10 protein-coding genes and 1 tRNA gene are annotated in these 13,336 nt (G+C 30.7%); 10 read left to right on the top strand and 1 reads right to left on the bottom strand.

Going from position 1 to position 13,336, the window contains the following annotated elements:
• Positions 1 to 27: 27 nt before the first annotated feature.
• The 9 genes from rpsR (at position 28) to CUEA01_RS03690 (ending at position 11,998) form a co-directional block, all read left to right on the top strand.
• Positions 28 to 309, top strand: a complete 282-nt coding sequence (gene rpsR / locus CUEA01_RS03730) for a 30S ribosomal protein S18 (protein ID WP_234118383.1) — start codon at positions 28 to 30, stop codon at positions 307 to 309.
• A 219-nt stretch (positions 310 to 528) separates the two neighbouring features.
• Entirely contained in the window at positions 529 to 1,383 is an 855-nt protein-coding gene (locus CUEA01_RS03725; protein ID WP_234118374.1) for a hypothetical protein, read from the top strand.
• A 310-nt stretch (positions 1,384 to 1,693) separates the two neighbouring features.
• Positions 1,694 to 1,987 carry a MazG-like family protein gene (locus CUEA01_RS03720; protein WP_235699860.1) on the top strand — a complete coding sequence of 98 codons (294 nt, stop codon included), beginning with the start codon at positions 1,694 to 1,696 and terminating at the stop codon, positions 1,985 to 1,987.
• 17 nt (positions 1,988 to 2,004) lie between these two features.
• The gene (locus CUEA01_RS03715; protein WP_234118369.1) at positions 2,005 to 3,006 is read left to right on the top strand and encodes a YybS family protein; all 1,002 of its coding nucleotides are present in this window, start codon (positions 2,005 to 2,007) and stop codon (positions 3,004 to 3,006) included.
• Between the two features lies 1 nt (position 3,007).
• Positions 3,008 to 4,993: a DHH family phosphoesterase gene (locus tag CUEA01_RS03710; RefSeq protein WP_234118367.1), complete on the top strand. Its 1,986-nt coding sequence runs from the start codon at positions 3,008 to 3,010 to the stop codon at positions 4,991 to 4,993.
• Position 4,994: 1 nt separating this feature from the next.
• Positions 4,995 to 5,438: a 50S ribosomal protein L9 gene (rplI, locus tag CUEA01_RS03705; RefSeq protein WP_234118357.1), complete on the top strand. Its 444-nt coding sequence runs from the start codon at positions 4,995 to 4,997 to the stop codon at positions 5,436 to 5,438.
• Between the two features lie 16 nt (positions 5,439 to 5,454).
• The gene (gene lonC / locus CUEA01_RS03700; protein WP_234118348.1) at positions 5,455 to 7,359 is read left to right on the top strand and encodes a Lon family ATP-dependent protease; all 1,905 of its coding nucleotides are present in this window, start codon (positions 5,455 to 5,457) and stop codon (positions 7,357 to 7,359) included.
• A gap of 12 nt (positions 7,360 to 7,371) precedes the next feature.
• Positions 7,372 to 8,700 (top strand): replicative DNA helicase, encoded by a 1,329-nt coding sequence (locus CUEA01_RS03695; RefSeq protein ID WP_234118346.1) that lies wholly within the window; start codon positions 7,372 to 7,374, stop codon positions 8,698 to 8,700.
• Between the two features lie 268 nt (positions 8,701 to 8,968).
• Positions 8,969 to 11,998: a glycoside hydrolase family 2 TIM barrel-domain containing protein gene (locus CUEA01_RS03690; RefSeq protein ID WP_234118343.1), complete on the top strand. Its 3,030-nt coding sequence runs from the start codon at positions 8,969 to 8,971 to the stop codon at positions 11,996 to 11,998.
• 344 nt (positions 11,999 to 12,342) lie between these two features.
• Here CUEA01_RS03690 and hsp18 read toward each other — a convergent pair whose 3' ends face one another.
• Positions 12,343 to 12,789: a heat shock protein Hsp18 gene (hsp18, locus tag CUEA01_RS03685; protein WP_234118341.1), complete on the bottom strand. Its 447-nt coding sequence runs from the start codon at positions 12,787 to 12,789 to the stop codon at positions 12,343 to 12,345.
• A 212-nt stretch (positions 12,790 to 13,001) separates the two neighbouring features.
• Between hsp18 and CUEA01_RS03680 the strand changes: the two genes are divergently transcribed.
• Positions 13,002 to 13,077 (top strand) — tRNA-Thr (locus CUEA01_RS03680).
• Positions 13,078 to 13,336: the final 259 nt, after the last annotated feature.

The following is a 13,336-nucleotide window of genomic DNA, read 5'->3' as shown; positions in this document are numbered from 1 at the left end:
TCTTAATGTAAAGGAGGAAAGAAAATAATGGGTAGAGATAACGGAAATAGAGATAGAGATAGAGATAGAGATGGTAAAAGACCAGGTGGAAAGAACAGAAGAATGAAGAAAAAAATATGCTCTTTCTGCATGGAAAAATCTGAATCTATAGACTATAAAGATATAAACAAGTTAAGAAAGTATGTTACTGAGCGTGGAAAGATTCTTCCTAGAAGAATTTCTGGAAACTGCGCAAAACATCAAAGAGAATTAACTGTTGCTATTAAAAGAGCAAGAAACATAGCTTTATTGCCTTTTACAACTGAGTAGTACGATAGTGTAAATTAAGCTGTCCTAAATGAATGTTTAGGGCAGCTTAATTTGTTTATAAAGCTAATCTTGGAAAGGTTGCTAATATAGTAGTGTTGATTTATAAGGTGACAATGTGCTAAAATAAAAAGAAGTGGTCAAAAGATAAATAAGGTGTCTTAGAAAAATAATAATTATTTTTTATAGATATCTAATATTAAATTTTAGGTGGGATATTCAATGAAAAAGATTTTTTCATTTATTATAGTAGTTTCTTTGAGTATTTCTGCAGTAGGGTGCAGTAGCATTTCTAGTAGCAGTAAATCAAGCAAGAGCGTAAATCAAGGTAGCAAGCTAGCAACTCAAGATGCAGAGATAACAAATGTTATAAAAGATAAAGTAAAGGCAATGAATGATAGGAAACTTGCTGATTATATGGAATTATTTGATTCAAAATCAGCAATATATAATGAAGTAAAGAGTGATAAAGCATTATATTTTGATAAATATCAAGTTAAGAGTAGTATTTTAAATTCAACAGTTTTAAATAAATCAGCAAATAAGGCACAAATTCAAGTTGAAGAAAATGACGAGAAGGTAAAAGGACCAGGATTTTTAACTAATAAAACACTTTATATTGATTATTTAAATAAGATTGATGGTAAATGGAAAATAACAAATGAAGTTGTATCAAAAACAGAATATCAAGATCCAATTTATGATGTTCTATATAAAAATATTAAAGCAGCAAATGATAAAAAAATAGATGATTATATGGATACATTTGATCCAACTGATGATGATTTTTATAGTAATGTAAAAAATTCTATGCTAGATACATTTAATAAATATAGTGTAGAATATACTTTAGAATCAGCGGATATAAATCAAAGCAAAAAGTCAGGCAATGATACTCAAGTTAATTTTACTGAAACTTATATGGATACTAAAGATTCAGGTTATACTAATACTAGAGTTACTGGAGTATATCATTTTAGAGTTGTAAATGGTGATTGGAAAATATATAAAGTAGACACAAAGAAAAGTATAAAGATAGATCAAAACGGAAATGAAATTAAATCTAAATCTAAATAAAGGATCCCTCTTACAATAATTTGTGAGAGGGATATTTTAGGCATCTTAAAGAAAATAACAAGTCTAACTTCCGGATATTTTGCGTAATACTTCGTCACCATAGCACGCTAAGATAACCAGTATTAACGTGGTACAGTTCCTTGAATTACATAAAGATATCTCTCAATTTGGGCTTATTATTTTTTAATATGCCTTATTGAATTACCTTCAATCTCATAAAAAATATATAGGTTGCATTAATATTTAAAAATAACTAAAATATATAGTGTGACTTGGGGGTGTGAAAGTGAGAAAAGAAGAATTTAAAATTATGTCAGATATAAAAATAATAGAAAGTTTAAAGGCAGATTTATTATGCGTTATAGCAGATTTATTTAAAATTTTAACAAGAGGTGCCAATGCTGCTCAAAATGCAATTTTAGATTGTATTTCTGGGGCAATAATAATATTATATATATTAGGCAATAGATTAGGATATTCGCACATAGAAATTGATGAAAATATGAAAAAAAAATTGAAATTGGGTATAATTGAAGAAGACACCATAGAAAAGGATGGTAGGGATTTAACAAAATTATATAATCATTTAAAAGAAAGAAATTAACATGCGTTGGAGGAAAAATGCAAAATAAAAATTTTGATGCAAAGTCACTAGTACAAATGTCACTTATGGTGGCCATGTCTATAGTGTTAATAGTTATAAATGCTAATTTACCACTTTTTAATTCTGTAATTAATTTTATTTTACCTATACCTATGGCATATATTTATATAAAGTACGATTTAAAAAAAATGATATTTGCAAATGTAGCAGTTTTAGTACTTAGCTGTATGTTTGTAACTCCGATTGTAGCCGTTTCATTTTCTATAATGATATTTATATCAAGTTTTGTACTTGGATTTTGTTTTCGAAGGAAAATTAGTTCATTTAAAATAATATTATTCATGGCTGTGGGTTTTATAATAATTACTATTTTGCAATTTATAATAACAGTTAATATTGTAGGTGGAAGTAATTTTTCAACATATATTAATGAGATGGTTAAAATGTTTCAAAGCTCACTTGAAGAAGCTAAAAAAATTTATATAAATAATGGTGTTAGTAAGAGCCAAGTTGATGCAATTGTTGCACCATTAGAAGGCATATTTACTGAAAAAACATTATTAACGCTTATTCCAGCATTACTTATATTATCAGCACTTATAAATGCGTATATAACAGAGATAATAACGGTAGGTGTTTTAAAAAGATTAAGAATAGAAGTACCTAAAACAATTAAATTTTCTGAACTTCACATGCATAATTTAGTATTGGCCTTTGGAATAATTGTTGTGTGTATTGGAGCACTTCTAGATAAAGTAGGAATTGCAATAGGGGTATACATATATACTACAGCATATATGGTTGGCCAGATTTTACTATTAATATGTGGAATTTCTTTAGTAGTATATTACTTAAAGCATAAATCAAAAATGAAAAATGGAGCTATAGTTTTAATTATAATTTTAACTTTACTTATTTCAGTGATTATGTATATGTATGTATTTTTAGGTTTGATGGATACATTTGCTGACTTTAGGAAAATTGAGCAAAATAGGATTAATAAAAAAACAGGTGAATAGTATGGATAGTAAATATAAGGACTTTTATACTAGTAACAAGACATATATGGTTATAACTGCTGTGCTTATAGCTGCTATGATTATGTATGGGCATTATGTGGTTGGATTTATAGCGATGGTTATATTCTTTATACTTCTTGCTTATAACATAAAAAATTCTAGGCTGAAAAAGGATGAATGGATGAAGTTCGTAGAGAGCTTTTCATCAAACCTTGATAGTGCTACAAGAAGTACTCTTGTGAATTTGCCGTTCCCATTAATTATTGTTAGCCAAACTGGTGATATTTTATGGTATAATCAAAGTATTTCAGATATTGTTGGTGAAAACATACTAGGAAATGATATATCTGCAATTATAGGTGATAATATATTAATGGGGTTATTAAAGGGTGAAATTAGAAACTATGAATATATAGAGGTAAATAACAGATATTATGATATACATAGTAGTCTAATAAATACTTATGAAAATAAGAATGAAGAAATAATGCTATTGTACTTTTATGATGTAACTGATAAATATAATTTGGAACAAGAAATTGCAAATTTAGAATGGTCAGTATTTTTAGTAGAAGTTGATAACTTAGATGAAGTAGTAAAAAGTACACCTGAAGATAAAAAACCGCTTCTTATAGCTGAAGTTGAAAGAAGAATTAATAGTTACGCTCAAAACTTAAATGCAATGTTTAGAAAGTATGCTACAGGAAAGTATGTTTTGGTTGTTCAAAATAAAAAGTTAAACAGCGAAATTGAAAAAAAATTTGAGATACTTGATCAAATAAGAGAAATAGATACAGACAATAAATTAACGGTTACATTAAGTATTGGTATTGGCGGCGGTGGGAAAAATCCTATAGATAATTATAATCAAGCAGTTGTAGCAAAGGAATTAGCCCTCGGCAGAGGCGGCGATCAAGTTGTCATTAAGAATAAAGAAAAACTGCTATTCTACGGAGGAAAGACAAAAGAAGTAGAAAAAAGGACTAAGGTACGTGCAAGGGTTATAGGTCAGTCGCTTGTAGAATTAGTACGTGAGAGCAGCAATATTTTTATAATGGGGCATGTAAATCCTGATATAGACTGTATAGGAGCAGGAATAGGCTTATACAGCGTTCTAAATGATATAAACGATAATTGTCACATTGTACTTGATTCTGCAAATAACAGCGTAACTTACATCGTTAACAAAATAAAAAGTTCATATGAAAAATATAAAAATGCGTTTATAGAAAGTAAAGAATGCCTTCAATTTATAAATGAAAATACTTTGCTAATACTAGATGATGTAAATAGCAGAAGTTATGTATTAAGTGAAGAAGTTCTCGATAAGGTAAAAAGAGTTGTTATTATAGATCATCATAGGCGTTCGGTAAATTACATCGAAAACACTATATTAAGTTATGTTGAACCATATGCATCATCAACTTCGGAACTTGTAACTGAAATGATTCAATATATGGATGAAGATTATAATATTAAGCCCCTTGAGGCAGAGGCACTTTTGGCGGGAATTTGTGTAGATACTAAAAATTTTTATTTTAAAACAGGTGTTAGAACTTTTGAGGCAGCAGCTTTCTTGAGGAAAAATGGTGCAGATACTATAGATGTTAAAAAGCTATTTTCAAGTGACTTAGAAAGTTATATAAAAAAATCACAAATAATAGAATCTGCCAAAATAATTTATGATAAAGTTGCAATTGCTATATGTCCAAAGGATATTGAGGATAATATAGTAGCCGCTCAAGCAGCAGATGAATTATTAAATATAAGTGGAATTCAGGCATCTTTTGTGCTTGTTAAAATCAAAGATAATGTTTTAATAAGTGGAAGATCTTTTGGAGATATAAATGTGCAAATTATATTGGAGAGGCTTGGAGGTGGAGGCCATATTACTATGGCAGGAGCAAAGGTTGAAGGAGCTTCCGTTGATGAAGTGCTTGCACATTTAAATGAAGCAATAGATAAATATTTAAAGGAAGGTGAATAATATGAAAGTAATATTATTAAAAGATATAAAGGGAACAGGAAAAAAAGGCGATGTAATTGAAGCATCAGATGGATTTGCTAGAAACTTTTTACTTCCTAAGAATTTAGCAGAGGAAGCAAATGCATCTAATGTACACACACTTAATTTAAAGAAGGAAGCAGAAAGAAGAAAGAAAATTGAAGAAACAGAGCAGGCTCAAAGGCTAGCTGATGAACTTAAGGGAAAAGTTATAAAAATATCAGCTAAAGCAGGTAATAATGGTAGATTATTTGGAGCAATAACTAGTAAGGATATAGCTGTTCAGATAAAAAATCAGCTTAAAGTAGAGGTTGATAAAAAGAAGGTAGTTACAGACACTATAAGACAGCTTGGAGATTATGATATAGAGCTTAAATTATATCCTGAAATTTCTACAAAGATAAAAGTCTCAATTTCAGATATTTAATGGAAGGAGTTAACAAGTGAAATTACAAAACGATTTAGATGGAATTAAGGAAGATGATGTTAAGTCTATCCCATTAGAAGTTCAAATTGATGTGATATATGACACTATAAAAAATATCATTGATGAAAATACAATTAAAGCGAGAATTGTTAAATATAAATTGAATAAGCATATACACAGCAAGGATATAAAGAAAAAAATATATGCTTTAAATAAAATAATAAGTGATAACAAGGGAATACAGCTTGTACCAGATACAGATGAAGAAGTCTATTCAGCTCTAGAAAACACCACTAAGTGGGTAGTTGAAAGTGTAGCTAAGAGATATGTTCAAAATGGAATAGAAGGTCAAGTAGAAAAAGCGTTAATGGAAAGACAAGATAAATATCTTGATGAAGTTAGGCTTGGTATTATAAGAAAGAAAAAGGGTCCTGAAAATAAAAAAACTTTAAAGAAGTATGATGATATAAAGAAGCTTGAAGATGTTAAGTTATCAAAAAGTATTCAAAGCTTATTGAGGCCACAGGCTTTTTCAGAGATAATAGGACAAGAGAGAGCAATAAAGTCACTTTTATCTAAACTTGCATCACCATATCCACAGCACATTATTCTTTATGGACCTCCTGGAGTTGGTAAAACAACGGCAGCAAGAATTGCGCTAGAGGAGGCAAAGAAACTTAAATTTACGCCCTTCAATGAAGGAGCAAAATTTGTTGAAGTTGATGGTGCAACACTTAGATGGGATCCAAGAGAAATAACAAACCCTCTTTTAGGTTCAGTTCATGATCCTATATATCAGGGAAGTAAAAGAGATTTAGCTGAAACAGGTATTCCAGAACCTAAGCTTGGTCTTGTTACAGAAGCTCATGGAGGAATTTTATTTATAGATGAAATTGGTGAGCTTGATGTAATGCTTCAAAATAAGCTTTTAAAAGTTCTTGAAGATAAAAAAGTTGAATTTTCATCTTCTTATTATGATCCAGATGATGAAAATGTACCTAAATATATAAAATACTTATTTGAAAAGGGAGCACCAGCAGATTTTGTTTTAATAGGAGCTACTACAAGAGAACCTTCTGAAATTAATCCTGCTTTAAGATCAAGATGCACTGAGGTTTATTTTGAACCACTTTCAACTGCTGATATACAAAATATAGTAATAGAAGCAGCTAAAAAGTTAAAGGTAACTCTTGAAAAAGGTGTACCAGAAGTAATAAGCAAATATACTATACAAGGAAGAAGAGCAATAAATATACTTGCGGATGCTTATGGCTATGTGCTTTACACTAAAGAACTTATGCCAACTGATAAAGTTGAAATTAAGTTGGAAGATGTGGAAACAATAATAGGTATAAGCAGATTGACTCCTTTTGAAGAACAAAATTTAGATGGAAGCTATGAAGTTGGTCACGTTTATGGGCTTGGAGTAAGTGGTTTTCTTGGTTCTACAATAGAAATAGAAGCGGCTGTATTCCCTGCAAAGGAAAAGGGAAAGGGAACCGTTAGGTTTAATGAAACAGCTGGGAGCATGGCTAAGGACTCTGTATTTAATGCTGCATCAGTTATAAGAAAGATAACTGATAAAGATGTAAAAGATTATGATATACATGTAAATGTAATTGGTGGAGGAAAGATAGATGGTCCTTCTGCTGGTTCTGCAATAACAATATGTGTAATAAGTGCACTTTTAAATAAACCTGTAAGACAGGACGTTGCTATGACTGGTGAAATTTCTCTTAGAGGTAAGGTTAAACCGGTTGGTGGTGTGTTTGAAAAAATATATGGTGCAAGAAGAAAAGGAATTAAGTTGGTTACAGTTCCTAAGGATAACGCTAAAGATGTGCCAAATGGACTTACAGATATAGAAGTGAAGAGTGTAGAAACAATAGAGGAACTTATGGATATAGTCATTAAAAAATAGGAGAGATGAAAAATGGAAGCACCTCTTAGAATTATGCCTCAAAATATAGAAGCAGAGCAATCTGTTTTAGGTTCCATGATAATCGATAAAAATTCTATAGCACAGGCTGGTGAAACTTTAAGGGGAGAGGATTTCTATAGAGAAAATCATAGGATAATATTTGATGCTGTACTTAAATTATTTCAACAAGATATTCCTGTAGATTTAATAACTTTACTTGAAAACCTTAAATCTACAGAAAAGCTTGAAGCAGCTGGTGGAATAACGTATATAACTGAACTTAGGGATTCTGTTGCATCTACAGCAAACTTACAATCCTATATTAACATTGTAAAAGATAAATCTATGCTTCGTAAGCTTATTAGATCTTCTAGTGAAATAATAGAGGAAAGTTATAATAAGCAGGATGATGTTCCAAGTGTACTTGATAGTGCTGAAAAGAAAATATTTGATATAGCTCAAAACAGGGTTACAAGTGATTTTGAGGCAATGAGCACGGTACTTGAAAGAGGTTTTGCTGAGATAGAAAGGCTTTATAACAATAAAGGAGAAATAACTGGAGTACCTTCTGGTTTTCCAGAACTTGATGCAAAAACTTCGGGTTTTCAAAAGGGTGATATGGTACTTATAGCTGCCAGACCTTCTATGGGAAAAACTACTTTTGCATTAAATATAGGTGAATATGCTGCACTTAGAGCTGGGAAAAGTGTAGTTATATTCTCCCTGGAAATGTCTAAGGAACAGCTTGCATATAAGCTTTTATGTTCCGAAGCAAATGTAGATATGTTAAAGCTTAGAACTGGTAACCTTGAAGATCAGGATTGGGATAATATAGCTAAAGCATCAGGTCCTCTTGCGGGAGCTAAAATTTATATTGATGATACTGCTGGTATAAGCGTAATGGAAATGAGATCTAAGTGCAGGAGAATGAAGATAGAATATGGAATAGATTTAATAATTATAGACTATCTTCAGCTCATGACAGGAAGCGGTGAAAGTAGACAGCAGGAGGTTGCCGAAATATCTAGATCACTAAAAGCTATTGCAAAGGAAATGCAGTGTCCAGTTATTGCACTTTCTCAGCTTTCTCGTGCACCTGAGCAGAGAAACGATCACAGACCTATGCTCTCAGACCTTAGAGAATCTGGATCTATAGAGCAGGATGCCGATCTTGTTATGTTTCTTTATAGAGATGAATATTATAATAAGGAAACTGAGCAGAAAAACATAGCTGAATGTATTATAGCTAAGCAAAGAAACGGTCCTACTGGAACTGTTAATCTTGCATGGATTGGTCAATATAGTAAATTTGGAAGACTTGATATTATTCATCAGGAGTAACATCAAGCTGTGCAAAACTTTTATGATTAAAAAGTAACTGTGGATAAAGCAAAAATAACTTTATCCACAGTTACTTTTTTATTTTTTTGTCCACAAAATCACAGAAAAAAATAATCCACTGTGGATAAGTAATAAATTTTTTGTGATTTTGTGGACAAAAAATCTCACTAATTTGTTAATAAGTTTTCTGTAATATTGAATTAATAGTAAAAAGGGGTTATAATGGAAAAGGTTTTCATAATAATATAATTTGGTAGGAGGGGGAACTATGAAATCTAATACACCAAGTATAGATTGGCTTTCTGACACATCAGTTTTTGCAGTAAATAGGGTGAAAGCTCATTCAGATCACAAATACTATTTAGATGAAAGTGAAATAAAATCTGGAGAAATGATATTAAGGCAGAGCTTGAATGGAAATTGGAAGTTTAGCTTTGCAATAAATCCAAAATCTAGGGTTAAAGATTTTTATAAAACAGAAATTGATTGTTATTGCTGGAAGGACATAAATGTACCAGGACATATCCAGCTTCAAGGTTATGATAAACCTCAATATATAAACACTATGTATCCTTGGGATGGACATAGTTTTCTTAGACCGCCTAAAATATCTGAAGAATATAATCCAGTAGGCAGCTATGTAAAATATTTTTGTGTTAATGATAATTTAAGAGATAAGCCCGTTTACATTTCTTTTCAAGGAGTGGAAAACGCTTTCTATGTTTGGCTAAATGGCAAATTTGTGGGATATAGCGAAGATAGTTTTACACCAGCAGAATTTGATTTAACGCCATATATCGAAGCTGGCGAAAATAAATTGGCAGTAGAAGTATATAAAAGATCCACAGGAGCCTGGCTTGAAGATCAAGATTTTTGGCGATTTTCTGGAATATTTAGAGATGTGTATTTATACTCAATTCCAAAGACACATATTGAAGATATATTTGTAAAGACAGAGTTAGATAAAGAATACAAAGATGCAGTGTTAAATTTGGATTTAAATATAAATGGAGAAATTAATGGAATTATAGATTTGGAATTAAGGGATAAAGCTGAAAGAATAGTAGGAAAATCTACTAATAATAGGATAAGTGATAGTATGTCTTTAAAACTAGATATAAAAGATGTAGAGCTTTGGAGCGCTGAAAGACCATATCTTTATACTATTTTTGTTACTATTAGAGATGAAAAAAATGATGTAGTTGAAATAGTTCCAGAGAGAGTTGGCTTTAGAAAGTTTGAAATGATTAATAAGGTTATGCACTTAAATGGAAAGAGGATAGTTTTTAAAGGTATAAACCGTCATGAGTTTGATTGCCAGAGAGGCAGAGCTATAACTAAAGAGGATATGCTTTGGGATATAAAATTTTTAAAGCAAAACAATATAAATGCGGTAAGAACCTGTCATTATCCTAATCAAAGTTATTGGTACGAGCTTTGTGATGAATATGGTATATATCTTATAGATGAAACTAACTTAGAAACCCACGGTTCATGGCAGAAGATGGGTAGTGTAAAGCCAGAGTGGGTTATTCCCGGAAATAAAAAAGAATGGTTAGATATAGTTTTAGATAGGGCAGTTTCTATGGTAGAAAGAGATAAAAATCATCCTTCTATATTAATATGGTCTTGTGGAAATGAATCCTATGGCGGAGAAGTTATATATAAAATGTCAGAGTATTTTAGAGAAAAAGATTCTTCAAGATTGGTACATTATGAGGGGATTTTTCATGATAGAAGTTTTAATGAAACTAGTGATGTAGAAAGCAGAATGTATGCTAAGGTTTATGAAATTGAAGAATATTTAAATAGCAATCCAAAGAAGCCATATATAAGCTGTGAGTATATGCATGCAATGGGGAATTCATGTGGTGCAATGCATAAATACGCAGAACTTGAGGATAAGTACGAGCTTTATCAAGGCGGATTTATTTGGGATTATATAGATCAGTTTATAGTTAAAAAAGATAGATTTGGAAGAGAGTTTTTTGCTTATGGAGGGGATTTTGACGATAGAGCAACCGATTATAATTTTTGTGGAAATGGAATAGTTTATGCTGATAGAACTGTTTCTCCTAAAGCACAGGAAGTAAAGAAAGTTTATCAAAATGTAAAATTAATATCAAATAAAAACGGTGTTAATATAAAAAATCAAAATTTATTTATAGATACTTCAGAATATATATTAGAATATTCATTGGATTTTAATGGTAATGAAATTTATAAGGATTTTCTAGAAATTGTAGTTAGAGCAGGAGAGGAAAAATACGTTGAATTTAAGCTGCCAGAAGTAGATAAATCAGGGGAATATGCTGTCAATGCAAGCTTTAAACTTAAAAATGATACACTTTGGGCGAAAGCTGGACATGTAGTGGCTTTTGATCAATATGTTTATTCTATAAAGGGTGAAAAGGTTAACAAGGAACAGTATAAGCTTATAGTTGTTCATGGAGATGTAAATATAGGAGTTAAGAATAAAGAATTTAGTGCTTTATTTTCAAGACAAGAGGGCGGATTAGTTTCTCTTAGATATGATGGAAAAGAGATGATAACTCGAGCACCAATGCCCATATATTGGAGGGCTATGACAGATAACGATAAGGGAAATGGCTGTGGTTTTAGGTGCGGTCAGTGGCTTCAGGCAAGCATGTTTCAGAAATGCAGCAATGTAGAAGTAATTGAAAAAGAAAATTATATAGATATTGAATACACATATACAGTACCGACTATTCCCGAGACTCAGGTTAAGGTTGTTTATTCTGTCTATGAAAATGCAGAAATTAAGGTAAGCTGTGATTATAAGGGAACAACGGGGCTTCCGGAGCTTCCTATCTTTGGATGGGCTATGAAGCTTTCAGCAGATTACGATAGCTTTAAGTGGTATGGAATGGGACCAGATGAAAATTATGTTGACAGATGTCACGGGGCTAAACTTGGCATTTATGAAAAAGCCGTAGTAGAAAATGTGTCCAAGTACATTGTGCCACAAGAGAGTGGAAATCATATCGGAGTTAGATGGGCTAAAATAAAAAATAAAGATGGCTTTGGTATTGAATTTGCATGCATAGATAGTCCTTTTGAACTAGGATTATCTCCGTACACAGCTTTTGAACTTCAAAATGCGCTTCATCACTTTGAACTTCCAGAAATAAATTATACTGTAGTAACTATTGCAGGAAGGCAGATGGGTGTAGGTGGTGACGATAGCTGGGGAGCACCAGTACATGAGGAATATCGAATAGATTCAGCTAAGGATATTCACTTTGAATTTATTATTAGAAAATGCAGTGAATCTTAAGAACATTAATTAATCAAAAATTTTATTATGCCTATGGAATTTTGGTTTAGTGCAAGAAAATATTTTTTTAACTGTTATAATCATTGACTTAAATTAGAAAACAATTATATATTGTTAAATAAAGATGTAGTTGGATTAATCAAAGAACCTTTGGTAGGTGTAGAGAAAAAATGATGTTAGGGAATAGTGGCGAAAAAATTTCTAAAATAAAATTGTATAAAATTTGCCGCTTAGTTTTATTAATTTTATTTAGGATTTTGAACTACTATTCACTAACATCATTTTTCTACACCTACCAAAGGTTCTTTGATTTTGCACTACACTTTAATTTGCAATGTTTAAATTTAATGAATATCTATTCTTTTTCTTGGATTGTTGTCCTGTTCAGTTTTAGGTAATTTAATTTTTAAAACACCATTTTTAAAGGAAGCATCAATGGAATCATCTTTAACATTATCAATATAAAAACTTCTTTTAAATTCACCATAATTTCTTTCACGTGTAACATAACCAGAACTATTGTCTTCTACTACATTATCGCGTTTTGCAGATACAGTTAAATAATTGTTGTTATAATCAATAGATATGTCGTCTCTTTTAATACCTGGTAAGTCAGCTTCTAGTAAGTACTCATCATCCTTTTCCTTTACGTCTACTCTAAAATTATTGCTTTTAGCCATTCCTGGTAAAAGTGGAGCATCAGTAAAGAATCTATCAAACAGAGCATTAAAGTAGTTGTTATTACCTTGAATGTGATTGCTATTTCCTCTATTAGGAATCATTTCAAACATAGTAAGACCTCCTTTAGTATAGATATACTACTTCAAAAATCTAAATTGCTAATTCCAAATTGTTTAACTATATTTTTAATCCTAACTATATTTTTTACGATTAGAGTAAAAATATATATGTAGATTGGAGGGAGTTACAATAAATAAGCGCATATTTGAAAATAGTTGTATAAAATAGATTATTGTAGTAAAATTAAAATATAATTTAATATGCTCCTGTAGCGCAGTTGGTAGCGCAGCTGATTCGTAATCAGTTGGCCGTAGGTTCAAATCCTATCTGGAGCACCAGTGTAAATTTAGTAATGCCAAGGCTTTTAGAGCCTTGGTATTTTTTATATTATTTTTAATATGATTAATTTTGAATAAGTATATGTAAAAATATTTACACTATTTTATTTCAAATAAATTCAATAAAATCAAGTAACTTTACTATATAGACATTATATACTATAATAGTAAACATGTAATAACTAATTAAAAAATAGAATAATAGGTCAAAATTAGGAGAAAGTGAAAACGTTTAGGAGCTGTTTTGTCATAATCAAAT

The sequence above is a fragment of the Clostridium hydrogenum genome (genome assembly GCF_021432385.1).
Lineage (GTDB): Bacteria > Bacillota > Clostridia > Clostridiales > Clostridiaceae > Clostridium_S > Clostridium_S hydrogenum.
Note: the sequence above shows the minus strand (reverse complement) of the source record. Positions and strands in the feature narration are given on the sequence as shown.

Coding starts and splice junctions, on each gene's coding strand:
- rpsR (WP_234118383.1), top strand. CDS start 28: ATGGGTAGAGATAACGGAAATAGAGATAGAGATAGAGATAGAGATGGT.
- hsp18 (WP_234118341.1), bottom strand. CDS start 12,789: ATGTTTGAAATGATTCCTAATAGAGGAAATAGCAATCACATTCAAGGT.
- CUEA01_RS03720 (WP_235699860.1), top strand. CDS start 1,694: ATGTCAGATATAAAAATAATAGAAAGTTTAAAGGCAGATTTATTATGC.
- rplI (WP_234118357.1), top strand. CDS start 4,995: ATGAAAGTAATATTATTAAAAGATATAAAGGGAACAGGAAAAAAAGGC.
- CUEA01_RS03695 (WP_234118346.1), top strand. CDS start 7,372: ATGGAAGCACCTCTTAGAATTATGCCTCAAAATATAGAAGCAGAGCAA.
- CUEA01_RS03715 (WP_234118369.1), top strand. CDS start 2,005: ATGCAAAATAAAAATTTTGATGCAAAGTCACTAGTACAAATGTCACTT.
- CUEA01_RS03710 (WP_234118367.1), top strand. CDS start 3,008: ATGGATAGTAAATATAAGGACTTTTATACTAGTAACAAGACATATATG.
- CUEA01_RS03690 (WP_234118343.1), top strand. CDS start 8,969: ATGAAATCTAATACACCAAGTATAGATTGGCTTTCTGACACATCAGTT.
- CUEA01_RS03725 (WP_234118374.1), top strand. CDS start 529: ATGAAAAAGATTTTTTCATTTATTATAGTAGTTTCTTTGAGTATTTCT.